This is a genomic window from Streptomyces caelestis (genome assembly GCF_014205255.1).
GTDB lineage: Bacteria > Actinomycetota > Actinomycetes > Streptomycetales > Streptomycetaceae > Streptomyces > Streptomyces caelestis.
Genome location: NZ_JACHNE010000001.1, coordinates 83,297 through 107,027, shown reverse-complemented (window position 1 = coordinate 107,027; position 23,731 = coordinate 83,297). Strand labels below are relative to the sequence as shown.

Genomic DNA, 23,731 nt, shown 5'->3' with positions numbered 1-23,731 from the left:
GACGCCAGGGCCAACTCGACAAGTACCGGCGCATCTTCGAACGCCTGGAGCATCTGGCCCTCATGCCCCCACGCTCCAGGGACTTCATTCCCGCCATCGCCAAGACCCCCTGAAAAAGTCATCTACCCCGACAACTGGCAGAAGTCGTCGTTCTGCGGCGAAGGTGAGTCGTGCGTGCCCACGTCTCCTCGGCCGACGGAGTCGTCGGACTCACCGAAAGCGCCGGCCCGGAACAGGGCATACTCGCCACCACCCCCGCCGCCTTCGCCACCCTGCTCCGCGCTCTCAAGGCCCGGGAACTCCCACCGCGGTCCGGGACCGCCGTCACCCATGGCCCCGGAGACCTCGTCCAGCTCAACGGCAGCGGCACCGTCGCGACCACCCGCCAGCAGTGGGACGCGTTCGTACGGGGAGTCCTGGCCGACGAGTCCGACCGCTTCCCCGCCGCGCCCGCCAGGAAAAGGTCACTTGTGGTGAACCAGTGACTCCACCAGGCCGACATGGGTGTCCGGGAAGTCCGTCGGGACGATGCCGAGGCCCTTCCAGGCTGTCGCCTCCGCACCGTCGAGGAAGGCATGGACCATCGGGTTCAGGCGGTCGGAGTTCGAGCGGGGTGGGAGCAGGGCCGCCGTGGAGACGTAGTTGACGTACAGCTTGCCCGGCTGGGTGGCGGCCCTCCTGAAGTGGGCCTCGATCTTCGAGACTTGGGCCCCGGCTCCGCCATGTAGTCGTCCTGGATGCCGAAGAGCTCTCCGTCGCCGTAACGGACGCCCGGCAGGCGCGCGTTGCCGGCGAGGAGGACGACCCGGCCGCGGGCTATGGGCTGTCCCGTAAATGATCTACGACGTGCTGGTTGACCAGCTCATTGCTACGTCATCCGGTGAGGTTGTGCAGGCGGGCGATGCCGAGCATGGCGTGGTGTCCGCCGTCGCCCTTGAGGCGACAGTCCCGGATAATCTTCCAGCCCTTCATACAGGCGAAAGCGTGCTCGACGCGGGCGCGGACCTTGCGGGGGGAGGCGTTGCGTTCCTCTTTCCATGGCGGGAGTTCGGCCTGGCCGCGTTCGCGGCGGTGCGGGATGACCAGGCCGGTGCCCTGGTAGCCGCCGTCCGCGATGACCGTGGTCTTGCCGACGGCGTTTTTCGCGCCGGACAGCTCCCATGCCTTGCAGTCGTTGCGGTTGCCGGCAGCGGCCGGCCGACGGCAACGACGAGCCGGGTGTCGGCGTCGATGACGACCTGGTGACTGGTCGAGTACCGGTAGTTCTTGGACTGCTCGGCGATGCTGTGGTCGCGGGTGGGCGCCAAGGTGCCGTCAACGAGCAACACGGCGTCCTTGCGGAAGCGCTTGCGCTGCTGCAGGGCGAGCAACGGCCCGAGGTGGTCGATGATGCGGTCGGCCGCAGATTTGGAGACCCCGAACAGCGGCGCGAGCTGCCGCATGGTCAGGCTGGTCCGCCAGTACGCGGCGATCAGCAGGACCTGATCCTCGAGAGGCAGGCTCCACGGCCGACCCTTGCGGACCGGGTCCGCGCCCTCCCGACGCAGTGCCGTGATCAGCTTGCCGAACTGACGCATGCTCAACGCGGTGTACGGGGCTATCCAGGACGACTCCGACGCCGTGATCACACCAGCCACACTGAGATGTTCTCACCCATGTACGGCTGCCTACGGCACCCGTCAGTCGGGCAGGTTGCCGTCGCCGCCCAGGTTGGCGACCATACGACGCAGGACGTTGACTGTGGTCACGAAGTCGGCCGTGTCAATGCCTTCGTGCATCTGCTGATGTACGCGCAAGTTGCGCTCCTTGGCCCGAAGCCGCCCGTCCTCTCCCGCCTCGGTCAAAGTCATGAGCCCTGCGTCCTCCGTCAGCCAACCACGGGCGACAAGGTCATCGAAGACACTATTGAAGTCGATCCCGAGGTCCTCGTACTTCGCCAGCCGCTCGATCAACATTGCGCGGGTCCACTTACCCGGCTCCCCGGCAACGTGGTTGAGCGTCCACCAATGCGGCTGCGTGAGATCCTCCACCGCTCACTGCGCACGGAGAGCGCCGACCACCTGCCGGTATGCCTCGCCAGTCCATGAGCCGATGGGTTGAGCAGCCAACTCCTCCTGCGAGTACTCCCTGAGCGTCACGCTCACGTGCCCCTCCTTCTCCTGATCGACAGAACGCGATCACCGTAGACCCTCAGGTTCCGTTGAGGTCAAGGCGTTTCAGGGCCCGTTCACAGCATCACGCGAGGCTGATCCCCGAGGGGCGCGGCCCACCTCAGAGAGCACTAACGGGACAGGCCTTAGCCGAGGGCGGGAGGCCGGCGCCGATGCGGAAGAGGGGGCGTCAGCCGCGTACGTCCAGGTAGTCATCGAAGATCCGGCGGAAGGTCGCGTCGGTGTCCTCGGAGTATTCCTGCTTGACCCGCATGAGGACGGTCTCGGAGGGGCGTGCGGCGAGGAAGTCGCGGCAGGCGACGAGGACGTCACCGGACATCATGTTCGGGTAGGAGGCGCCGTGGTGGATGGCGAAGGACCCGTCGGCCACCCGGCACCGGATGTCCAGGAAGCGGATGCCGTTGTCCAGTTGCGGGGGCCGTACCGGGCGCCCGAGTCGTGCGTCCCGGGGATGGTGAGGCTTCTGGAGCGGGGGTGGGATGGCCGTGGCCGGCCGTCCAGTCCTGGAGCCCGTGGATCCGGGTGCGGGTGCGTGCCCGGGCGGGCGCGGCTCCGAGGACAAGGGTGGCGGTGATCGCCGCGGCGCCCGCGAGAGGACTTCGTCGGTCCACGACCCGGGTGATGACGGGTACGCATCAAGGAGCCCGGACGGAGGAGGCGTACGACAGACGAAAGGGGCGGGCACGAACCGCGGAGCCCTCTGACCTCCCTCCGTACGAACATCGAGCTGCTGGCGCGCAGTGAGGAGACCGGCCGGGCGATCCCGCCCGCCGACCGGCGGGCGCTGCCGGCGTCCGTGAAAGCCCAGATGGCCGAGCTGGCGGTGCTGATCGGCGACCTGCAGGAGCTGGTCCCGGCCGGACGCGGTGGCGCAGGGCCGCGTGGAGGTGGTCGGGCTGCACGACGACGTACTCGGCACGGCCCTGACCCGGGCGCGGCTGCGGGGGAGCTGACGTTCACGCCGGACATCCGGCCCTGGTACGTACGGAAAAATCCGGCCGCGCTGGAACGTGCCCTGGTGGACGTCCTGGACAACGCGGTGAAGTTCTCCCCCCAGGGCGGCGAGGTGGCCCTGGCCCCGACGGAGGGCGGCGGCACCAGCGCGGTGATCCGTCCCCTGGGGGCTCCGGCACCACCGCCGGGGCGCCCCGGGGCGCCCCACTCATGACGAACCGCACCTGAACGCGTTCACACGGGGGCCGGGCATCCGCGTCACGACGGATGCCCGGCCCCGGTGTCATCGCTGGATCACAGGAGGTCTTTGTAGGCCCCCCAGTCGGTGGCGGTCGACATCTTCGACGGAGTGCCGAAGGTGCCGTCGCCCTTGCCGGGCCACTGCCACAGCTGGCCACTGCTGTCGACGCCGGCCACGTCGCCGTAGCGGTCCCGGTTGAAGTCACCGGCGAACACCTTGGTGACCTTGCCGAAGCCGTTCGGCGCCCAGGTCTGCCTGGTGCCCGTGCCGTAGGAGGCGTTGCGCGCGAGGGGACCCGGGTTCAGCTCCAAGATCGTCGGGGAGGGCATCCTCGCGATGTCCATGCGGCCGTCACCGGTCACGTCCAGCGGGGAGAACTCGGTCTCCTTGCGGTCTGCGTAGAGATACTCGTAGCCGAGACTCGCGCCCAGGGTGGCGTTGACCCCGCCGTCCCCGTCGCCGGGCCACCACCAGATGGAGTCGGCGTCGTAGTCGCCCTGTTCCGAGCCCTGGCCGCAGGCAGCCGCGATGTCCGTCTTTCCGTCGCCGTTGAAGTCGGTGGCGAAGGCGACCCGGCACGGCGCGTGGATGCCCGGGTCGAAGCCGGCCTGTGTCTTGTACCGGTTGTCCATCAGCGGTTGAGCCGTCGTGCCGACCCCGCTGTTGCCGTCTCCGGCCCACCACCACACACGGGCACCGTCAAAGCCCCCGATGTCGCCGATCCCGTCCCCGTTGAAGTCGCCGGCGAAGACGTTGGTGTACGCGCTGCCACGGCCGTCGGTCCACAGCATCCGCTTGTTCCCGAGGGTGCCGTTGCCGATGCCCGGGTGGAGGGCGAGATTGCCGTCCGTCTGGAGGGCCACGACATCGGACAGTCCGTCGGAGTTGAAGTCCTGCGGCGGGGTGATACCGGGGGTGACGTTATGGACATCGCAGGCCGGCAGCCCGGGGTAGGGCTCCGCACCCACACCGGTGATCTTGTTGGCCGGTACGAAACCCCAGCCTTTCCAGCTGGCCCAGCCCGACGCCGTATCGCCCCTGACGTAATACCATATGCGGTTCCCCGCGCCGTTCATGTCACCGCTGCGCCAGCACACGAAGCCGTGCGGACCCGCCAGCAGCTGCCCGGTCGTCTGCGCCGTGGTGTACGGATCGGCCTTCACGTCGGACGCCAGGCTGTCGCAGTTCATCTCCTTGGTGAACGACCTGCCGTCGGGGTCTGTATGGCTCACGTCCGTGACCAGGAAGCACTCGCCGTTGTTCTTGATCTCCACGGTGAACTTCGCGTCGGCCGTGAGGAACTGCCGGGTGCTGTCAGCCCTGGCGCTCTCGGCGGTGAGGGAGGTCCGTACTCCCAGGTCCACACGACTCGTGCCCCTCTGCGCGGCAGCCTGCGCCGCGCTCGTCGCGCTCAGAGTCATCGTGCCCTTGGGGCAGGAGTAGGAGGAGTTCTTCGTCTTCCACAACGGCTGGTTGTTCCACGTCGTCGTGGCACCGGCGCTGCCCGTCTCCCACAGTTCCACAGGGACGCGGGAACAGTCTCCCGTCCACCCCGAAAGATCCTTGAGGGACAGCGACGCGTTCAGCACCTGCCGCCCAGCCAGGTAGGGAACGTCCACCTGGAAGAACGAGCGTGTACGCGTGTACTTGCCATCGCTTCCCTGGTCGTTCCCCATCCAGAGACGTTCGGTGTCCCAGTGGTGCCACTCGGGTTTGAACTCGTGCACCGCGTATGCGCCGGGCAGTTCCGTGCTGAACGACGGGTCCACATAGACCGGGTAGGTGGTACCGGTGTCGGTCAGCAGCTTCTGGTCGGGGACGACCTTGAGGCTTTCCCCCGCGGCAGTGGTCTCCATGACCGCCTGCTTCTTCTTCCCGCCCTTACCACTGTCCCACATCCGGGGTGCCGGCCCGGAGAACATCCTGCGGCCCTTGGCATCGGCCGCCTTCAGGCCCTGCTTCTCGTCGGCGGTCACCTTCAGGCCGTTCGACTTGATGCCGTACGTGAGTTTCCTCAACTTGGGGTTCTTCGCGGCCTTGGCGTCCTTGACCACCAGCAGCTGCTGGAAGCCCTTCGCATCGACCTCGACCTGAAGGTCGACTCCGGGCAGCACCTCGGGGTACGTCGCCACCGCGCCGGCCAGCCTCGGCTTGGGCAGCTTGCCCGGCCAGCTGTACTCCAGCACACGCGTGTCGTCGTTGAGCCGGACCAGCGGGCCCGTGCCGCCGTCGGAGAGCTCGATGCCCGCCGCCGCGGCCTTGGGCCTCACGCTGTTCTTGCCGACCACCAGGTCGGTGTCGATCGCGACCCACTTGCCGCCCTGACGTGCCCGTACCGGCGACAGGTGCGTCGTCACGGTCAGCGTGCCGGACGGATTCGCGTACACCTCGGAGGTCTCGGTCCGCCCCTCCACGATCTCCACCGGCTTTCCGGAGGATTTCGCCTTCGCCAGCGCCGACACCTTGACGCCTCCGCCTGCCGCACCGGAGTCCGGGGCGGGGGCCGCCGCGGCAATTCCCAGCCCTGTTCCCAGGGCGGAAAGGGTCACGAGCAGACCGAGGGCGAGCACGGAGCTTCGACCTCGCCCCCGCAGTGTGTCATTCCTCATCAGCATGGAAAACTTCTCCGGATCTGTCAGTACCACGGGCAGCGGGGAAGCCCCGGGAAGGGATGCGAAATGCCGGACGGGGTCAGGAGTTTGTTGGACTCCATCGCCCCCCAGCCCTCGAAGGCCTCAAAGGGCGAAACCGCCGTGTCACCCTTCGTGTAGTACCAGACGGTGTTTCCGCCGGAATGCGGCTGACCTCGCGTCCAGCACACGAAGGTGCTCAGCGTGGAGGTCTTCTTTCCGGTGAGCGGACTGTCGTAGGACGCGCGCCCGTAAACGTCTCCGGCGAGATTGTCGCACTTGACGTCGGTGCGGAAGACATTGCCAAGCTTGTCCTGCTGAAGGACGTTCTCCTCCAGCACGCAGGTGGCGGCGTGGGCGGTGCCCGTGTTCAGACCGCTGGTCAGCAGGGGGAGGGCGAGGGCCGCCACGATGAGGCCGCGGGCGGTACGGCCGACGCGACCGAGGCGGGACACGCCCTGCGGCCGGCTGTTGTCATTGGTTGCACGCATGTGTATGGGCCCCTATCCCCATGAGCACTTTCGCAGCCCCGGGAAGGGCGCCTTGGTGGTGCCGAGCGCACTCGCCGGCATATAACCCCAAGCCTGCTGGCCCGGGTTGTTCACGACTACGTCGCCCTTGGTGTAGTACCAGACGCTGTTCTTCCCGGAGTGCGGAGCCCCGATCTTCCAGCAGACGAACCAGCTCGTGGTTTTCGTCATCCTCCCGGTGACCGGAGATCCGAAGAAGGACTGGGATGTCACGTCTCCGGGTGTGTTGGTGCAGTAGAGGTCGATCGGGAAAGACATCCGTGCCCAGTCGGCTTGCGGCGAATTCTCGCGGATTGCACAGCCGGGTTCGGCGGAGACAGCGGGGGCGCTTCCGACCATTCCCCATGCGCTGGCCATGGCGAATGCGGGTAGGCAGATCCACAGCCGGGTCCTTCTTGTTCTCATCCAAGCTCCCTGTGAGGCAGACCTCGCAAGGATGCCGGAAGCCCCTGACATGCCCCTGACGGGGCGATGACGTACGACCCTCTTCCGAATACCGCATGGGCCCGCTGCCCTGAGGCCTCGCCGCTGCAGAGCCTGATCGACACGACTCATCTGGTCCCACAGCCCGGCACCCCATGCGCGCGCCTACCGGCTCACCCAGGCGAGCACCACCGGCCACGGCCGCCTGAAGACCCGGGCCGTTCAGGCTCTGACCGTCACCGACCTCGGCGTCGACTTGCCGCATGCCGCCCAGGTCACCAAGGTCGTACGCCATCGCACCGACACCAGGAACGGCAAACGGAGCCGGGAGACGGTCTCCGTGATCACCGGCCTGACCAGCCGCCAGGCGTCCCCGGAGCGGATCGTGAAGATCTTGAGGCGCACCGGGTGATCGAAAACCGGCTCGACTTCGTCCGTGACACCGCCTTCCGTGATGATTCCTCCAAGATTCGTACCGGACACGGCCCGGAGAACATGGCCACCCTGCGCAGCTTCGCCATCAACCGACTCCGCACCGCCGGCCACGTCGACATCGCCGCCGCACTCCGCACGACAGCTCTCCGCCCCTATGGGCGGCCCCTGACTCTCATCGGCTCAACCGACCTGCACCGATCCGTGATCGGACGGCTTTGCACATCGCCCTGGACCGGGCTCAGTAGCCCGCCGATGCCAGGTCCGGGTCACCGAGTGCCCGGTGCGCCATTTCGAGCACGCTGCGGTTGATGGCCGCGGTGTCGAGGGGCGCCCCGCCGGCGATCAGGTCGTTTAGCAAGCCGTCGGCGGCGTGGTAGATCATGCGGAACGTCCATTCGGGGCTGGCGCTCCGAAAGGCCCCGGCGACCGCGCCGCGTCTGACGAAGCCGCAGATCAAGTCCATTACGCGGGCGTTGGACTCCTTGCACAGTTCCAGCGCCTTCGCGTTCGCCGATCCGTAGACCAGTCGATGCAGTTCCGCGTTCTCGATGGCGTGCTCGAGGAGCCTCTGCAACAGCTCGTCCATGGTGGGCCACCAGGCGTTCCCCTGCGCCAGGATCTCCTGGGTGGTGTCATAGAACGCGCTGATGTACTCCTCCCAGAGGGCGCCGAGGACGTGGTCCTTGGTCTCGAAGTACATGTAGAAGCTGCCCTTGCCCATGCCCGCGGCCGTCGTGATGTCCGCAATGGTGGCGTCGGCGAAACCGGTCGTGCCGAACACCTCGCGGCTGGCCTTCAGGATGTCGGCCCTCCGCGCCTCGGCGGTCTTGACGACACGCTTTCGCTTCTTCGGGGTCGCGGTCTGAGCCATCTCTGCAGCGCTCCTTCCTTGTGATGTATAGGCCGAGGCTACATGACTGACCGCCAGTCGGTTGCCGGACCGACCGTCGGTCAATTAGTGTTCGCCATGCCCCGGCTACTAGGCTCCCTGCTGATGCCTGCCGAGTGGCGAGCCGCCCCTCCATGCCCGCACGAACGTGAGGAAGGCATGACAAGTACGACCCTGGACGTCACTCGAGGCAAAGGTCTCCTGCTGACCTTCATCGGGCGACTTGAGCGTCATCGCCGGGCTGCCCGCCGGGGCCCAGGGCCCGGTGCGGGATGCGGTGGCCCCCGTCTTCACGGACGGATTGCTGATCGGCTTCACCGCGGCTGTGCTCGGCGCCATCATCGGAGGCCTGCTGGCCCTCGTTCCTGCCCGGCCGCAAGAAGATGGCCGCAGCCAGGGCCGCGGCAGCCGCCCCAGCGCCGGCGGCCGATGCCCCCCGCGCCGCCTCGGACGCCACCTCAGTGTGACCGCGGCAGTCACCGCACCCCAGCGAGTCACCGCGCCCCCGGATGCGGGCTCGCGGCACCCGCACCTCTCATCGGAGCCCTCCGTGGAAACCAAAGAACTCTCTCGCGCCTACAAGGAACTGCTCGCCGCGGCTGAGTGCATCGCCGACGACTCGCTTCTCGCCGAGTCCGATCGCGCGCGAGTCGATTGGACGCTGGCCCACATCGCATTGAGCGATCAGGCTCTGGTCGGCGCGGGACGTGCTGTTCTCGCCAGCCGGGAGGCCCACTTGGACAACGCCCAGGCCATGTCGAAGTCGGAGATCGGCCGGATCATCAGTTCAACGACCCATGGGGAACGAGCGGAGATGGTTCGCCGGACCGCGACGGAGCTGGTCGACCTGCTGGATCTCAGTCCTGATGAGGCGGCGGACGCGACCGTGCGAGCGTGCCTCGTCGACCGTGAAGGAGCCGTGGTCTTCGACGAAGGCCTGAAGTGGGGCGATCTGATCCGCATGCGTGCCAAGGAGCACATCCCCGGGTACACGGCGGCTCTGCGTTCCTGGGCACGCGGGCAGATCCGCATCTGAGCGCTGTCCCGTAGTTGATTCACGAGTGCTCATTGACCTGCCTGTTTCCTCGTCCTCCGGTGAGGGTGAGGTTTGCAGGCAGGCGATGCCGAGCATGGCGTGGTGGACGCCGTCGCCTTTGAGTCGGCAGTCGCGGAGGATCTTCCACGTCTTCACGCGGGCGAAGGCGTGCTCGACGCGGGGGGCGGATCTTGCGGTGGGGGCGTTGTATTCCTTGTTCCAGGCCGGGAGTTCAGCCTGGCCCTCCTCGCGGCGGTGCGGGATGAGCAGGCCGGTGCCCTGGTATCCGCAGTCCGGGATCACCGTCGTCCGGCCAACGGCGGCCTTCGCACCGGAGGGCGCCCACGCCTTGCAGTAGTTGCGGTTGCCGGGCAGCGGGCGGCCGACCGCATCGACACCGTCATGGCCGCAATCACACGGCTCACGCGGCTTCCCAACCCCGGCTGACCCAGGAGCTCTCCCGTCCCCACGACAGCACCACCCCGCCCCGGACGGTGGACACCGGCGCCCAACCGAGACGACACTGGGGCCCCAGCACCGCCTGCGGCTCAGACCGCAACGACGAAACGGCCTGTCAGCTCAACCAGCAGACCCTCACGAAGATCGAGGCCAGTCCCGCCGTCGGGGGGCGTTCTCCCACGGATCAGGTCCATGCCCTGCAGCATGCGCCCTACCGGGCGGCCAAGGCCGATCCCGGACGGCGGTTCCACGCGCTGGGGGACAGGGCCCACCGCAGGGATGTCCTGGCGCATGCGTGGTCGACGGTGCGTCGTGACAACGGCGCTCCGGGCACCGACTCGGCTGATCTCGGGCGGGTCGAGGAGTACGGGTGACCCGGCTTCTCTGCGAGCCGGCCGCGGAGTTGAAGGACGGCAGGTGGCGGCCGCTTCGGCTCGCCGGGTGTTCATTCCCAAACCCGGTACCTCGGCGACGCGGTCGTGATGTGCACGCTCCGCGCGCAGGCCGAAGCTGCCCTGGAGCGGCTGACACACCTGCTGGCTGAGTGAATGCGTTTTTGCGGGGATGGACCGCGTACTTCCGCTTCGGGAACTCGGCCCGACTGGCTGTGTCGATGACGGGAAGCAGCGCTTCTCGGACAGTTCGGGAGGCGCGGACGCGGAGGAGCAGGCGTGGTTGTTGATGAGTTCGGACGGCACTCTGCGGCATTGGTCGGTGCCATCCGTTGTCGGCATCAGGCGCAAAGACAAAAGACGCTGGCTACGGGCCCGGTGGCACGGTGGTGCGGCTCCGAAGCCGACAGGCGGGAGCTCGGCGGGCAGTGCTTCCCGCACTGGTCGACATCGAACTCCGGGCGCGGCAGGTGCCTCCCGAAGCTGTCGAGAAGCGACTTCACATGCGTTCGATAAAGCCAGCCCGACACTTCGACAAGATCGGGTTCCACACGCGGATGCGGATGGCGAGATTTCTGGCCAGCGACATCGCCGCAGCCGGGGCTTCGGACGGTCCGTGATGGCGTTCGACTCACGAGGCCAACTGAGTCCGACGGGTTCGTCCACTCCCTGATCAGCCACGCCGCAAACAAGACGTTCGTCTACCTTCAGCTGAACCTCGACGCGGTGATCGTCCACGACCGCTACAGCGCCTACGACAGCGCCGTGCCGGGCGAGTTGACCCATCAGCTGTGTCTGCGGCACACGCTGCGCGATCTGGCGCCGGCGTCCTCGGCCTCCGCCACACTCGTGATCTGGATGTTGAGCGGCCCGGGCGCGCAAGGCGCGGCTGCTGCTGGAGCCGCTGCGGGACCGGGAGACGGACTTCCTGCGCTTCACCACCGCCGCCCGCCGCGCTCACCTGACGACTCTGCCCGGCCAACCGCTGACCATCGGTCACAGGCCGTGACCGCATGCCCGAAACCGTCACGCTGCGATTAACTCTTGAATGGTTGCGTGCACGGTTCGGAAAATTCCTTAGCCGGGATCCTGGGTCATGTGAGGCAAAAAACTTTTAGAATGAATGTGCGTGTGGCAAGATTCGTACGCGTCAAATGGCTGGTGCCACTTACGCAACGGCAGCACTGTCGAAGATTGGCATCCGACGGCTACGGGGGGAAGCGTGTGTATCGATCATTTTCGGCCATCCGCGTGATTGGTGGGCGGGGCCAGTTTCGCGCCTCCACACCAACCAGTCTCAACACGAGACCACGTCCGTATTCATTACCACCGAATACACGGCAAGGGAGCGCGATGTGCTGAGTTTTTCGATTCTCGGGGCGTTAGAGGTGCACACCGGAACGGGTCAGGTCGAGATCCCCGGTGATCTGCAGCGCACGCTCGTCCAGGTACTGCTGGTCAGCGAGGGCCAGGCCGTCTCCGGCGAAACGCTCATTGATGAGATGTGGGGAGAATCAGCCCCCGCCAACCGGGTCAACGCCCTGCAGGCACACATCAGTCGGCTGCGGCGCCGTCTGAGATCCATGGAGCCCGAGCGCTCCGCATCGCGTCTGACCATGCACCCGTCCGGCTACCGGCTGGCAGTCGACGAGGACGAGCTCGACGCCGCTCAGTTCCTCCGGAAGGTCCGCCGTGCCGAGGCGGTCGTCTCCGCCCGTCCGGCCGAGGCGGCCGACCTGCTGCGCTCCGCGCTGTCCATGTGGCGCGGTCCTGTGTTCGGATCCCTGCCCGGCGGGTCGGTGTGCCGGCTCACCAGCGCCCTGTACGAAGAACACCGTCTGCGTGCCAGAGAGTTGCTGTTCGACGCCGAGCTCAGTGCCGGGCACCACGCGAACATCCTCGCCGAGCTCTACGACGCCCACGTCAGCAATCTCCTGCGCGAGCGGTTCTGCGAACAGCTCATGATCGCCCTGTACCGTTCCGGCCGCCAGGCCGACGCGCTGGACACCTATCGGCGCATGTGGCAGCGCCTTTCCGAGGAGATCGGCGTGCTGCCCTCTCCCTCACTGCGCAGTGTGGAGCACGCCATCTTGTCCCACGATCCTTCTCTCACCCTGACCAGCGGCGAGGCGCTGTTCCGGCCGGCGTGACCAGGCCCCTCGCTGTGAGGCCGCCGTCCGTACGCCCGTAGGCGCGTACGCGATTCGGGCCCATCCGCCGCTGTTCCCGGCGGATGGGCCCGATGCGTCGTCTCAGGCGGTACGCCCTCCAGGCAGGATCCTCTGGAACCCGGTGTAGGGGACGAGGGCGTCCGGCAGGACGACGCTGCCGTCGGGCCGCGCGCCCTGTTCGAGGAGAGCTGCCACCGTGCGGCCTATCGGCAGGGCAGACCCGTTGAGCGTCGCGGCGGGAACGTTTCGTCCGGCACCGGAGCGGTGGCGGATGCCCGCCCGGCGGGACTGGAAGGCGCCGCAGTCCGAGACGGAGGAGATCTCCCGGAAGGCCCCGCTGCCGGGCAGCCACACCTCGACGTCGTACGTCATCCGTGCGGAGAAGCCCATGTCACCTGCGGGGAGCAGCATCACGCGGTAGGACAGCTCGAGCTTCTGCAGGCACTTCTCGACGTGTCCGACCATCAGGTCGAACTGGCTCGGGGCGTCCTCCAGTGCGCAGATGCGCACCAGTTCCACCTTTTCGAACTGGTGCAGCCGCAGCAGACCGCGGGTGTCGCGGCCGTAGGAGCCGGCCTCGGAGCGGAAGCACGGGGTGTGGGCGGTGAGGGCGAGCGGCAGCTCGGCGGAGGTGAGTATCTCGCCTGCGACGAGATTCGTCAGGGGCACTTCGGCGGTGGGGATGAGGAAGAGCTCGCGGTCGCCGAGCCGCGTGGCGAAGAGGTCTTCCTCGAACTTCGGAAGCTGACCGGTGCCCGTCATGGTCTCGCGGTTGACGAGAAAGGGGACGGCGTACTCGGTGTAGCCGTGCTCTTCGGTGTGCAGGTCGAGCAGGAAGGCGGCGAGCGCTCGTTCCAGGCGGGCTCCCGCCCCGCGACTGACGTGGAACCGGGCGCCCGACAGACGAGTGGAGCGCGTGCTGTCGAAGAGTTCGAGGCGCTCGCCGATGTCCGCGTGGTGGGGCACGGCGCCCCCGGCAGAGACAACAGGGGGCCCGCCCCGGCGGATCTCCACGGCCTCCTTCTCGGACCGGCCGTCGGGTACGAGGTCCAGTGGAAGGTTGGGGATCGTCTGCAGCCACTGGCTCAGCTCGGTACTCGCCGCCCGCGCCTCCGTTTCGGCGTCCTGCACGCGATCGCGCAGGGCGCGCGCAGCCGCGCGTTCCTCCTCGCTCGGGGCACCGGTACGGGTGCCCGTCCCCGTGCGCGCCACGGCCTTCAGCTCGGCGCGCAGCCGGCTCACCTGTTCTTCGGCGGCCGTCCGCCTGCGGCCGGCGGCCTCCAGGGCATCGAGGTCGAGGGCGTGGTTGCGCCGTGCCAGTTGCCGTACGGCCTCGGGTCCGAGCGCGATGAGCTCGCGTGCGTCGTGCACGGCAATCTCCTTTGGTTCCAGTGCGGCCCGGGCATCGGCTCGCAGGCGTGCCTCGCCGTCCTGGACGGGCGGCAAGGGGGACGGGCAGGGGCAGCCGACCCGGCGTCGGGTCGGCTGCCCCGGATGGCAACGGCGGGTCAGGCGGCGGCGACGGCAAGAACGGCGTTCTGTCCGCCGAAGCCGCAGGAGTTGCTCAGCGCCAGTTCGATGGGCACGGCCATCTCGGTCTCGGCGACCTTGATGTCCATGCGGGGGTCCAGCGTGGTCAGGTTGGCGGTGGGCGGCACGAGCCCTTGTTCCACCGACAAGACGGTGAGGACAGCCTCTACGGCCCCTGCGGCTCCCAGAAGGTGACCCGTCACGCCCTTGGTGGAGGTGACCAGCGGGTCGCCCGTCAGGGTCCGCTTCAGCATGGTGGCCTCGGCCAGGTCGTTCAGGGGCGTGGACGTGCCGTGCGCGTTGACGTGCTGCACGTCTCCCCGGCCGGCGCCCGCGTCGCGAAGGGCGGCGCGTACGGCCGACTCGATTCCGGCGCCCGTCGGGTGGGGGGACGTCATGTGGTGGGCGTCGGCGGACGCCCCGTAGCCCACGACGCGTGCCCGGACCCGGGCACCGCGGGCGCAGGCGTCCTGGAGCCTTTCGAGGACCAGGATGCCGGCGCCCTCACCGGCGACGAACCCGTCCCTGTCCGCGTCGAAGGGACGCGAGGCGGCGGAGGGGTCGTCCTCGCGCTGGGACAGAGCACCCATCTGCGCGAAGCCCGCCATCGCCAGTGGCGTGATCAGGGCCTCGCTGCCGCCGGTCAGGACCACGTCGCAGCGGTCGAGGGCAAGGAGGTCGCGTGCGACGCCCACCGCGGTCGTGCCGGAGGCGCATGCCGTTGCCACCACGAGGTTGGGGCCGGTCGCCCCGAACTCGATGGCGGCCTGGCCGGCGAGCATGTTGGGCAGCTGCATGGGCAGCAAGAGAGGAGAGACCCGGCCGGCGCCCTGCGCGAGGAGCACCCGGTGCTGGGCTTCCACCGTGGTGGGTCCCCCGTCGCCGTTGCCCAGCACCACACCGACCCGTCCGCCGTCCCATGTCTTCGGATCCAGCCCCGCATCGGCCAGCGCCTCGCGAGCGGCGACCAGCGCGAACTGTACGAACGGGTCCAGGCGCAGGGCACGCCTGGCTCCCAGCAGGGCATCGGCATCGAACCCGGGAACGCGGCACGAGATCTTCACAGGGTTCGACTCCAGCATGGGATCGAACGCGGCTGTGGAGCGCCCTGAGCGGACCGTCGCCCAGCTCGGCTCCACCCCGATGCCGGCGGGGGTAACGAGGCCGACACCGGTGACGGCAACATCGATGCCTGCCATCAGACCTTCGCGCCCCGCTGCTCCATGAGCGCCACCATGTCGCCGACGGTGGGCGCTTCCAGCAGCTCGTCGTCGCTGATGGTGAGGCCCAGCTCGGACTCGAGCAACAGGGACAACTCCACGACGGCCAGGGAGTCGAGTTCGATCTCCTCCCGGGTGGCTTCGGGCGTGACGAGCTCGGGCGAGACCTTCAGCTTGTCGACGAGGAGGCTCTTGAACTTCTCGAACATGGATATTCCTTCCGTCGTGCGCAGGGCTGCGCGTGGATGTCGCTGCGTTCTACGGGCTGCAGGGTGGCGGCGGGTCCTCAGAACGGAGTGAGGACGGGCCAGTGCAGGGCTGTGGCACCCCAGGCCAGGCCGCCGCCGAACGCGGTGAGCAGGACCTTCTGTCCGGCGGTCAGACGGCCGTCCTGCGCCGCCTGGGACAGCAGCAACGGGATCGAGGCACCGCCGGTGTTGCCCACGTGCTCGATGTTGGACAGCTGCCGCTCGACCGGGACCTCCAGCCGGTCCGAGACTGCGGTGAGGATGCGGGCGTTCGCCTGGTGCGCGGCGAACCGGTCGATGTCGGCCATGGTCCATCCGCGGCGCTCCACCGCCTCCAGGGAGGCCGCGGTCATTCGTTCGACCGCGTGGCGGTAGGTGTCGCGCCCCCGCATCTGGAAGTAGTGGTCCTCCAGGGGGGCGCTCCGGCCCGAGGAGCGTTGCCGCGAGCCACCGGCCGGCACTTCGATGAGGTTGCCGAGACTGCCGTCGCTGCCCAGAACCAGGGGCCCTATCGCGCCGGGTTCGTCCGGGCGTCCGGCGCGCAGTACGACGGCGCCCGCCCCGTCGGCGAAGATCACGGCGGTGGTGCGGTCGTCGGGGTTGATGATGGTGGTGAAGGCATCGGCGGCCACCAGCAGCACCCGGTCCGCGATGCCCGCCGCTATCAGTCCGGAGGCGGAGGCCAGGCCGTAGAGGAAGCCGGTGCACACGGCCGCTACGTCGAAGGCCGGCACGCCGGTCAAACCAAGGCGGGCGGCCACGGCCGGTGCGGTGGCGGGGCAGGAGTGGTCCGGTGTCGTGGTGGCGAGTACCACCGCGTCGACGTCGGCGCTGCCCGCGGACTTCAGGGCCCGCTGCCCGGCCTCGACGGCCAGGTCGGAGGTGGCGGTGCCGGCGGAGACCACGTGGCGCGTGGCGATTCCGGTACGGCTGCGGATCCACTCGTCCGAGGTGTCGAGCCGCCGGGTCAGGTCCTGGTTGGTCACCACGTCCGGCGGCACGTACGACCCGATGCCCGCGATGACCGCTGCGCGCCCCGCGGGTGCCTGCCGGGTGACGGTGGTCATCCGGTGCTCTCCTGGCCGCCGGCCAGTACGTCGACGGGGAGGCCCATGTAGGCCATGCGGGCCTCGGCCATTTCGTCGGTCCACTGCTCGGCCATGTCGTAGCGCTGCTCGGGGGTGGTGTCCAGCATGCGCACGCCGGGCCACAGTTCGTAGTCGCCGATCAGGTCGGCGTGCTCCTGCATGCCCTTCTGGAACATCTCCTCGCGGGGCAGGACGTACTCGCGGTCCGGGAGTTCGTCCCAGAGCCGGACACCGGCCCGCAGGATCTCCAGCAGCCTCGGCTTGTACTCGGGGTGCTTGACGACGTGGTCGCGCAGGATCGTGCTGGCCACGGTCAGGTGCCGGATCTCGTCGATGGCGGTGCCGCGGGAGATCTCTCCGGTGGCGGGCGACAGCGGGGTCCACTTGCGCTCGCTCAGCTCGGCCGCGGGGGCGAGTACGCCTTCGATGACGATGGCGAACACGGCGACTCCGCCGATGAAATCGGACTGCCCGGTCACGATGTCGTCGGTGAACTCCTTCACCGGCTCCAGCACGCGGCGCCGGTAGTCGGCGGCCATGTCGTCCACGTCCCGCAGCAGGCTGCCGGCGGGGTGGCCGAGTTCGACGAGGTGGTTGCGGAACACCCGGGCGTGACGGGCCTCGTCGATGAGCTGGGTCGCGTAGAACTCCAACTCCGGTATGCCCGGGGCGATGGTGACGTAGCGGCCGAGGATGCGGGTGGCCATCTCCTCGGACAGGGCACGGAAACCGAACTCCAAGGTCAGGGCGTCCCTCAGCGGGCCGGGCTCCTTGAGGAAGGAGGGAACGACGGCGTCGGCGTGGTGTCCGGTGTCGCCGCGGTCCCGCAGGGTTCCTTGGGCTACGGAGGTGAACCAATAGGAGAGGTCGCACTCCTCGGGCCCGAGGGTGAGTTCTTTCGCTCCGTCGAGCAGACCGGGCGCCTTGTCCCAGTCGGCTTCGGGCGCCACGAACTCGGTCATGTCGTGGTGTCCTTCCTGGTTTGACTGCCCGACCCGGGGTCCCGGACAGGGGTGAGGGGACTGCTGAACAGCCCGCCGGCGTAGCTGAGCAGGGGAGTGCCCTCACCGACGGCGGCGTGGGTCACGTGGCCGATCAGTACCTCGTGGTCCCCCAGCGCGGTCGAGCCGTAGAGCCGGCAGGTGTAGTGGGCCAGCGCGCCTTCGAGGAGGGGCGCGTGCGCGTACGGGTCGGGCTCCCACCCCAGGCCGGCGAACTGGTCCGCCCCGCCGGGGCGCGAGCTGTCGGCGAAGTACCGGGCCAGATCGGCCTGCGCCCCGGTGAGGACGTTGACCGCGTAGCGACCCGACGCCACGGCCAGTTCGGCGAACTGAGACCCGCTCCTGAGGCAGGTGCCGAGCAGCAGCGGCTCCCGGGACACGGTGGTCACCGTGCTGACGGTGGTTCCGTGGAGTATCCCTCCGTGGCTGACGGTCAGCACGGCCACCGGGGCGGTGAGGTGGTACAGGGCCCTGCGCCGGCGCAGGCGTCCGTCGGGAGTACGGTGCCCGGCCGACAGCCCGGTGCGCGGGCGGAGCGCGGTGCTCATCGTGACTCCTCCTGAGGGATGAGCTCGCTGCGGGCGGAGGTCCGCGCGACGGGGACGTGTCCTACGGGCACCGGGTCGAGGGCGTGGCCCACGGGCTTGGGGTGCTTGATGCCGAGGTCGTCCAGAAGTCTCAGGTAGCCGGGCTGACGCACCGGCTCGAAGGGCAGGGCGAAGGACTTCATGAAGTTGCCGAACAGACCCCGGTCACCGAAGAGATGGAAGGGAATCACCAGCAGCGCCCACTCCGGCCCGATCAGCCAGCACCACAGGGCCACGACCGCGGCCTGGGTGATGAGGCTGTGCATCACGTTGTAGAGCACGTAGTACGCCTTGGATATCGGGCGGCCGCCGCTTCGCCGGAAGGCGATGGCGCCGGGGATGTACCCGATCACATCGATGTAGAGGAACAGCACGACGGCCGGCACCCATCGGATGTCGCCCAGATGGGCGATGATCAGACCGGTGGTGACGGCCAGGCCGACGAGGTACTCGGCCCGGTGGAGCGAGTAGGTACGCGGGGTCTCGAACGGATTGGCCTGATCCACGGTTCAGCTCCTGTCGGGGCAGCGGGTCATGCCGCGACGTTCTCTGGGCGGGCGTCGCTGAGGTTGGCGTCGCCGAGCAGCTTGGAGCCGGGGAACAGGCCGGTCACGGCCCAGGCCACGCTCTCCTTGATGACGCGCTCGGCGATGGGGTCGAGGATCCCCTCGAGGCTCGGAATGCCGAAGTCGAAGTCGGCCTCGAAGTCGACGATGACGTCCGCGCCGTCCTGGCGCAGCGTCCACAGGCCGACGAAGCTGTCGAAGTCGCCGTCGGTCTGCTCGAAGCGGGCGGTCAGGTCCTGGACGGAGAACTCGTCCTTCTCGGTCCAGCCCAGCAGACCGCTGCGGAAGTGCAGTTGCCAGCTCGAACTGCACTCGGCGGCCGGCAGCGTGCTGTGCACGGTGGTGGTGTGCACGTGGGGTGCCAGGTCGGGGTACTTCTCCCACTTGATGACCGAATCGAAGACGGTCCGGGCGTCCTGGGAGGGAACCAGGACCTTGAGTTCTACGTGTCGCACGGTCAGTTACCGCCTTCCGGCATCGTGGCCGCGCCCCGTATGAGGTCACGGGTGGCCTTGTCGAAGGAATCGAGGAGAAACTGCACTTCGGTGTCGGTCAGGGTGGCCGGCGGCGTGAAGCGCACCACCGCACTGCCGTTCATCGAGTGGTTGGCGACGATGCCGTGGTTGAACAGCTCGATCAGCAGCTCCCCGGCGAGCCCGGCCTCGACCAGCTCGACGCCGATCAGCAGGCCGCGGCCGCGTACCTCCACCAGCTGGTCGGGGATGTTGCGGCGGGCGATCTCGGTGAGCTTGGGCAGCAGGGCGCTGCCGAGGTCGACGGCCTTGGTGACGAGCCGCTCTTCCTTGATCGTCTCGATGGACGCCTGGACGGCGGCCATGAGCAGCGGCTGCCCCGAGAACGTCGCGGTGTGGAGGAAGGGGTCCTTGTCGAAGGGGCGGAACGCCTTGCGGGTGGCGACCGCGGCGGAGACCGGCAGTACACCGCCGCCCAGGGCCTTGCCCGTCAGCATGACGTCGGGGACGACGCCTTCGATGTCCGCGCCCCACCACTCGCCGAGCCGGCCGAGGCCGGACTGGATCTCATCGAGGATGAGGAACCCCTCGTACTCGCGGACCAGTTTCTCGACGCGCTTGAGGTAGCCCTTCGGCGGGATGATCACGCCGCCCTCGCCCTGGACGGGTTCGAGGATGACGCAGACCTCGCCGGGATGGGCCGCGAGCTCGGCCTCCAGCGCGTCCGCGTCGCCGAACGGCAGGTGGAGGAAGTCGGGTACGAGCGGCCGGAAGGGCTGCTGGTAGACCTCCTTGGCGGTGGCGGACAGTGCGCCGAGGGTCTTGCCGTGGTAGCCGCCGCGCATCGAGACGGTCCGCTTGAAGCCGTTGGCACGGGCGAGCTTGAGACCGGTTTCCACGGCCTCGGAGCCCGACAGGGCGAAGTGCACGCGGTCCAGGCCCTCGGGCATGACCGACACGAGTGCCTCGGCGGCGCGGGCGGCGGTCGGCTCGAGGAGGATGCGGGTCGCCGCGGGGTGGGTGTGCAGCTGGCGCTGAACGGCCTCCACAACCCGGGGGTGGCGGGCGCCCATGATGAAGACCCCGTAGCCGCCCGCGTTGAGGAAGCGCTCGCCGTCGCTGGTGGTCAGCCAGGCTCCGGAGGACTCCACTTCCATGTGGCTGCCGAAGAGCTCGGCGAGCGTTGCCCGGCCTTTGCTGAGGTGGGTCCGGTAGAGCCGGAGGATCTCGCCCTCCGTGCTCGGCGCCGCAGCGCCGGGCCGGACTTCCTGGATCACGGTCACGAGTTGTCACTCCCAAGTGGTGCGGGGCTGGAGCAGGATTCGCGGGGGCCGGCAGCGGCCGGGGCGAGGACGCCGCGACGCGCCTCAGGCCAGCTCAAGGGGTCCGCCGCCGAAGTAGCGCAGGAGCGGTTCGGCCGCGGCGGGCCGGGCCGGCGGGTGGAAGGCCAGAGGGCGCACGGAAGCGGCGAGCCTGGCATTCGGGGACCCCTTGATGAAGTCCATGCCGCCGAGAAGTTCCAGCGCCCGGTTGGCGTTGGCAACCAGGGCGTCCTGGACGGTGTAGCGGGCGATCAGGGCACCGGCCACCGCCTCCTCGCCTTCGACTCCGCCCTGCACGGCGCGCGCGGCGCCTTCGAGCAGGGCGACGGCCGCCTCGTGGCTGATCGAGAGGGCCGCGCGTTCGGTGGGGTTGCCCCGCTCGCGCGTGACCACCTCTTCGACGAGGGCGGCGGTGGCTCCCGTGTATCCGGCGGAGATGAGCAGGACGAACCAGATGAACCCGGCCGTCTGCAGGTCGTCCAGCCTGGTCGGGTCGTCGGCGGAGGTCCGTACCACCAGTTCGTCCGGTACGAACACGTCCTCCAGACGGACCTCGTCGCTCTCGGCCCCGGCCAGCAGGTCGGTGCCCCAGAAGGGGTGCACGCTCAGGCCGGGCGAGTCCGCTGGCACGATCGCGAGAGCGAGCTCGGGGGCGCCGTCGGCGCCGGGCACGGAGATGCTGGCCGTCAACAGGTCCATCGAGGACGAGAGGCTGCAGGGCTTCTTGGAGCCCTGCAGGCGGTATCCGCCCTCGGCGGGCACCGCAGCCACGGTCGGGGCGAGGATGTTCTGCTGGGTGCGTCCCTCGGCCCAGCCGGAGGCCATGAGCTTCTGCTCGGGCACGATCCGGTGCAGGAGGTCCACCTGGGCGGGCGTCAGTCTGTCCTGCTGGTCGGCCAGTGCGTAGAGCATGGCGGCGGTGAAGTGGTGCATGGTCGTGGCGGCGGCCAGCGACGGTGCCACCGCGCCCAGGGCTTCCTGTACGCGGACGGCCTCCAAGGGGGACGCCCCGCTGCCGCCGAACTCGGCGGGGATGAGCAGTCCGACGCCGCCGTGGGCGCGGAAGAGGTCGATGGCGGTGCTACCGGGCTTCTCCCGTTCGTCGAAGGGGATCTCCTCCAGGGCTTTGAGGAGTCCCGGGTGGTAGTGCTCGCAGACGGTGCGGGCTCGGTCGAGGGAGCGCACGGTTACCTCCGGTGGGAGAGGGAGTGGGCAGGGCGCTCAGGCGCCGAAGACCGCCTCGTAGGGGCTGACGCCGCGGGCGATGCTCACGCCCTGCAGGTGGGAGGTCTTGAGCATCGGGTAGTTGGCCTCGCCGAAGGCTCCGCCGGTCAGGCCGGTACCGCCGTGTGTGGGCAGGTAGGGGACGCACCCCATGTGGGAGTCGTTGATCTTCAGGAGTCCGCCGTTGGTGACCTGGCGTACGAAGGTGTCGATGACGTCTTCGGACTCGGCCCACAGCGAGTTGCGCAGTCCGTAGGGGTTGGAATTGGTGAAGTTGACGAACCGGGCGAGGAGCTCCTGGTCGGCGGCGGATTCGGCGACGATGACGGGGATCAGCGGGAAGAACGTTTCCTCGCGGACGATGTCGAACTCGCGGGCGCGTGCCAGGCCGTCGACCCGTACGACGGTGGGCTGCAGGAACACACCGGTGTCCGAGGGGGTGCCGTCGACCTCCATGCGGCGCCCGCCGGTGACGAGCTCCCCGCCCTGGTCCAGGGCCTGGTTGAGGAGGCGGAAGAACCGCTCGCTGCGCCGGACCGGCGAGAGCAGGACGTCCTCCTCTTCCGGATAACCGGGCCGTATCCGCCCGACCTGCTCCTTGAGCTCGGCCAGCAGTTCGTCGGCGACGGCGGGGTGCACCAGCACGCCGTTGGGGATCATGCAGATCTGGCCCGAGCCGTAGAAGGCCTCGGTGATGGCCTCGACGGCCTTGGGGATGTCCGCGTCGGACCAGACGACGACGCTGTCGTTACCGGCCAGCTCAAGAATGGCCTTCTTGCCGTTCGCGACGCACTGCTGCTCGAAGCGCAGGCCCTCCTGGCTGCCCCCGATGTAGAAGATGTCGTCGATCAGGGGGCTGGCGATCCAGCGGTCCAGCGTCTGCTTGGGGTTGGCACACAGGGCGTTGAGCGTGCCGGGCGGGGCGTCCAGCTCGTCGAGGATCGGGGCGACCACGTCCCGCATCAGCCACATGGTGCTGAGGGCGATGCTGCGCGGGGCGCGCATGACGACGGCGTTGCCGGACATGAGGCACAGCACTCCGAGGGCCGCGCTGGGGAGCGGGGCGTTCTGCGGGGGATTGAAGGCGACGACACCGTCGGGCTGGCGGCGCACGATCAGCCGGCGGTCCCCGTGCTGGAACTCGGTGTGCATCTGCTCCTGGTACCAGCCGAGGCTTTCCTCGCTGAATATCTGGAGCAGGGAGCTGTGCTCCCAGCGGGCGAGCTTGGCGGGGTGGGCCTCCGCGATCAGCATCTCGATGAACTCGTCCCGGCGTCGTTCGAGCTCTTCGCGGAAGCGGTGGCCCAGACGCATACGGCGTTCCAGCGGGAAGGCGGCCCAGCCGGGTGCGGCGGCTGCGGCGGCCTCGCTCGCCAGGTCCAGGGCGTCGTCGCCGGCGATCGCGCAGCGTCCTACGACGTAGGGGTGCTGGGCCGCGTCCGATTCGGCGTCCTGCTCCAGGGTCCGCTTGAGCGTCACGCTGGTGAACACGTCCTCCAGGAGGGACCTGCCGCTCACCGTGTAGACCCATCCGTCACCTTCGATGTCCTTGCCGGCGACGTAGAGCTTGTAACTGCGCAGGGGTGCCTGGCGTTCTTCTGCTGCGCGGCCAGAAGAGGCAGAACGTACGGAGGATGTCGCCTCTGTTGTTCCGTCCGAGAGCATGGTTGACCTTTCCGGATGGGTCCCAGTGCTGACCGGCACGCGAGAACGGGGCGCCGGGATTTGATCGTTGCAGCTGGCTCTGACGCGGTTCTGACGCCGAGCTGATGCTTGCCGCCGCGAACTGACCGACCGTCGGTCATATGGTTACGGTCGAAAGAAGAGGAGATCACCTGCGGCCCCCGGCCAGACTTCCCTTCCGCTCCCGCCCACGTGTGGGGACGACATGCCCAACGACCCTCAAGTGCCGACAACGACCGCACCGCACGCGGCCCGCCCCCGCAAAGCCCTCATCGCCGCCAACCCGACGGCCGACTTCGAACGCCGAACAGCGGCGCCGGCTGCCGCCGCCATACGGCATAGCGGCGGCCGGTGCGCAGCACAACCTGTCGGCACAGGACAGGAGTCCGGGTCGGCCAGGCAGGCCGGAGATCGGGTCACGGCGGGCGGCGGACCCGGACGTCGTCCGTGAGAGCCAG

At 68.6% G+C, this 23,731-nt stretch carries 20 protein-coding genes and 5 pseudogenes; 5 read left to right on the top strand and 20 right to left on the bottom strand.

Translation table 11 applies throughout. The features are described from left to right. Positions 1-170 precede the first annotated feature (170 nt). Complete coding sequence (locus HDA41_RS00540) at positions 171-485, top strand: DUF397 domain-containing protein (RefSeq protein ID WP_221511377.1); 315 nt, start codon at positions 171-173, stop codon at positions 483-485. Here HDA41_RS00540 and HDA41_RS00535 read toward each other — a convergent pair. From HDA41_RS00535 to HDA41_RS00520, 4 genes and pseudogenes are all read right to left on the bottom strand, one after another. Next, a pseudogene (locus HDA41_RS00535) lies at positions 465-817 on the bottom strand (PI-PLC domain-containing protein); the annotation flags it as partial. The gene HDA41_RS00540 and the pseudogene HDA41_RS00535 sit on opposite strands and share 21 nt — an antisense overlap. A 56-nt stretch (positions 818-873) precedes the next feature. Beyond that, positions 874-1,637 (bottom strand): annotated as a pseudogene (locus HDA41_RS00530) (transposase). Between the two features lie 42 nt (positions 1,638-1,679). Continuing rightward, positions 1,680-2,030 (bottom strand): winged helix DNA-binding protein, encoded by a 351-nt coding sequence (locus tag HDA41_RS00525; RefSeq protein ID WP_221513015.1) that lies wholly within the window; start codon positions 2,028-2,030, stop codon positions 1,680-1,682. 313 nt (positions 2,031-2,343) lie between these two features. Beyond that, positions 2,344-2,782: pseudogene (locus HDA41_RS00520) on the bottom strand (phosphatidylinositol-specific phospholipase C domain-containing protein); the annotation flags it as partial. Between the two features lie 68 nt (positions 2,783-2,850). Here HDA41_RS00520 and HDA41_RS00515 point away from each other — a divergent pair. Then, positions 2,851-3,339: pseudogene (locus HDA41_RS00515) on the top strand (two-component sensor histidine kinase); the annotation flags it as partial. An 80-nt stretch (positions 3,340-3,419) separates the two neighbouring features. Here the strand turns inward: HDA41_RS00515 and HDA41_RS42180 are convergent. From HDA41_RS42180 to HDA41_RS00495, 4 genes are all read right to left on the bottom strand, one after another. Beyond that, positions 3,420-5,936 (bottom strand): FG-GAP-like repeat-containing protein, encoded by a 2,517-nt coding sequence (locus tag HDA41_RS42180; RefSeq protein ID WP_184979640.1) that lies wholly within the window; start codon positions 5,934-5,936, stop codon positions 3,420-3,422. 65 nt (positions 5,937-6,001) lie between these two features. Beyond that, complete coding sequence (locus tag HDA41_RS00505) at positions 6,002-6,487, bottom strand: hypothetical protein (RefSeq protein ID WP_184979638.1); 486 nt, start codon at positions 6,485-6,487, stop codon at positions 6,002-6,004. A 684-nt stretch (positions 6,488-7,171) separates the two neighbouring features. Further along, positions 7,172-7,354: a hypothetical protein gene (locus HDA41_RS00500; protein WP_184979636.1), complete on the bottom strand. Its 183-nt coding sequence runs from the start codon at positions 7,352-7,354 to the stop codon at positions 7,172-7,174. 268 nt (positions 7,355-7,622) lie between these two features. Then, complete coding sequence (locus tag HDA41_RS00495; protein WP_184979634.1) at positions 7,623-8,255, bottom strand: TetR/AcrR family transcriptional regulator; 633 nt, start codon at positions 8,253-8,255, stop codon at positions 7,623-7,625. A 241-nt stretch (positions 8,256-8,496) separates the two neighbouring features. On the opposite strand from HDA41_RS00495, the gene HDA41_RS00490 reads away from it, so the two are divergent. After that, positions 8,497-9,309, top strand: coding sequence for a hypothetical protein (locus tag HDA41_RS00490; protein ID WP_184979632.1), 813 nt, complete (start codon positions 8,497-8,499; stop codon positions 9,307-9,309). Positions 9,310-9,328: 19 nt separating this feature from the next. Here the strand turns inward: HDA41_RS00490 and HDA41_RS00485 are convergent. Then, positions 9,329-9,696 (bottom strand): annotated as a pseudogene (locus tag HDA41_RS00485) (transposase family protein); the annotation flags it as partial. A gap of 616 nt (positions 9,697-10,312) precedes the next feature. Here HDA41_RS00485 and HDA41_RS42585 point away from each other — a divergent pair. Both HDA41_RS42585 and HDA41_RS00470 read left to right on the top strand, forming a co-directional pair. After that, on the top strand, positions 10,313-10,450 hold the full coding sequence (locus tag HDA41_RS42585; RefSeq protein ID WP_358981643.1) for a group II intron maturase-specific domain-containing protein: 138 nt from the start codon (positions 10,313-10,315) through the stop codon (positions 10,448-10,450). A gap of 864 nt (positions 10,451-11,314) precedes the next feature. Further along, positions 11,315-12,310, top strand: a complete 996-nt coding sequence (locus HDA41_RS00470; RefSeq protein ID WP_221511376.1) for an AfsR/SARP family transcriptional regulator — start codon at positions 11,315-11,317, stop codon at positions 12,308-12,310. 102 nt (positions 12,311-12,412) lie between these two features. Here the strand turns inward: HDA41_RS00470 and serS are convergent, their stop codons facing one another. The 11 genes from serS to HDA41_RS00415 form a co-directional block, all read right to left on the bottom strand. Then, positions 12,413-13,702 carry a serine--tRNA ligase gene (serS, locus tag HDA41_RS00465; RefSeq protein WP_184979626.1) on the bottom strand — a complete coding sequence of 430 codons (1,290 nt, stop codon included), beginning with the start codon at positions 13,700-13,702 and terminating at the stop codon, positions 12,413-12,415. Positions 13,703-13,839: 137 nt separating this feature from the next. After that, positions 13,840-15,060, bottom strand: a complete 1,221-nt coding sequence (locus HDA41_RS00460) for a beta-ketoacyl-[acyl-carrier-protein] synthase family protein (RefSeq protein WP_184979624.1) — start codon at positions 15,058-15,060, stop codon at positions 13,840-13,842. Beyond that, entirely contained in the window at positions 15,060-15,290 is a 231-nt protein-coding gene (locus tag HDA41_RS00455) for an acyl carrier protein (protein WP_184979622.1), read from the bottom strand. The genes HDA41_RS00460 and HDA41_RS00455 overlap by 1 nt, the downstream gene beginning before the upstream one ends. A 77-nt stretch (positions 15,291-15,367) precedes the next feature. Further along, positions 15,368-16,396, bottom strand: a complete 1,029-nt coding sequence (locus tag HDA41_RS00450) for a beta-ketoacyl-ACP synthase III (RefSeq protein ID WP_184979620.1) — start codon at positions 16,394-16,396, stop codon at positions 15,368-15,370. Continuing rightward, positions 16,393-17,379, bottom strand: coding sequence for a ferritin family protein (locus HDA41_RS00445; RefSeq protein ID WP_184979618.1), 987 nt, complete (start codon positions 17,377-17,379; stop codon positions 16,393-16,395). The genes HDA41_RS00450 and HDA41_RS00445 overlap by 4 nt, the downstream gene beginning before the upstream one ends. Further along, entirely contained in the window at positions 17,376-17,966 is a 591-nt protein-coding gene (locus HDA41_RS00440) for a flavin reductase family protein (RefSeq protein WP_184979616.1), read from the bottom strand. The genes HDA41_RS00445 and HDA41_RS00440 overlap by 4 nt, the downstream gene beginning before the upstream one ends. Then, complete coding sequence (locus HDA41_RS00435) at positions 17,963-18,511, bottom strand: hypothetical protein (RefSeq protein ID WP_184979614.1); 549 nt, start codon at positions 18,509-18,511, stop codon at positions 17,963-17,965. The genes HDA41_RS00440 and HDA41_RS00435 overlap by 4 nt, the downstream gene beginning before the upstream one ends. A 26-nt stretch (positions 18,512-18,537) precedes the next feature. Continuing rightward, on the bottom strand, positions 18,538-19,026 hold the full coding sequence (locus tag HDA41_RS00430; RefSeq protein WP_184979612.1) for an SRPBCC family protein: 489 nt from the start codon (positions 19,024-19,026) through the stop codon (positions 18,538-18,540). A 2-nt stretch (positions 19,027-19,028) separates the two neighbouring features. Next, positions 19,029-20,327, bottom strand: coding sequence for an aspartate aminotransferase family protein (locus HDA41_RS00425; RefSeq protein ID WP_184979610.1), 1,299 nt, complete (start codon positions 20,325-20,327; stop codon positions 19,029-19,031). 84 nt (positions 20,328-20,411) lie between these two features. Beyond that, a complete protein-coding gene (locus HDA41_RS00420) occupies positions 20,412-21,551 on the bottom strand; it encodes an acyl-CoA dehydrogenase family protein (protein WP_184979608.1) in 1,140 nt (379 codons plus the stop codon). A gap of 36 nt (positions 21,552-21,587) precedes the next feature. Then, positions 21,588-23,255, bottom strand: coding sequence for an aldehyde dehydrogenase family protein (locus HDA41_RS00415; RefSeq protein ID WP_184979606.1), 1,668 nt, complete (start codon positions 23,253-23,255; stop codon positions 21,588-21,590). Positions 23,256-23,731: the final 476 nt, after the last annotated feature.

Bases quoted from the DNA above. Each gene is read 5' to 3' on its own strand.
- HDA41_RS00505 (WP_184979638.1), bottom strand. From the start codon at position 6,487: ATGCGTGCAACCAATGACAACAGCCGGCCGCAGGGCGTGTCCCGCCTC.
- HDA41_RS00495 (WP_184979634.1), bottom strand. From the start codon at position 8,255: ATGGCTCAGACCGCGACCCCGAAGAAGCGAAAGCGTGTCGTCAAGACC.
- HDA41_RS00470 (WP_221511376.1), top strand. From the start codon at position 11,315: ATGGCTGGTGCCACTTACGCAACGGCAGCACTGTCGAAGATTGGCATC.
- HDA41_RS00460 (WP_184979624.1), bottom strand. From the start codon at position 15,060: ATGGCAGGCATCGATGTTGCCGTCACCGGTGTCGGCCTCGTTACCCCC.
- HDA41_RS00455 (WP_184979622.1), bottom strand. From the start codon at position 15,290: ATGTTCGAGAAGTTCAAGAGCCTCCTCGTCGACAAGCTGAAGGTCTCG.
- HDA41_RS00450 (WP_184979620.1), bottom strand. From the start codon at position 16,396: ATGACCACCGTCACCCGGCAGGCACCCGCGGGGCGCGCAGCGGTCATC.
- HDA41_RS00445 (WP_184979618.1), bottom strand. From the start codon at position 17,379: ATGACCGAGTTCGTGGCGCCCGAAGCCGACTGGGACAAGGCGCCCGGT.
- HDA41_RS00440 (WP_184979616.1), bottom strand. From the start codon at position 17,966: ATGAGCACCGCGCTCCGCCCGCGCACCGGGCTGTCGGCCGGGCACCGT.
- HDA41_RS00415 (WP_184979606.1), bottom strand. From the start codon at position 23,255: ATGCTCTCGGACGGAACAACAGAGGCGACATCCTCCGTACGTTCTGCC.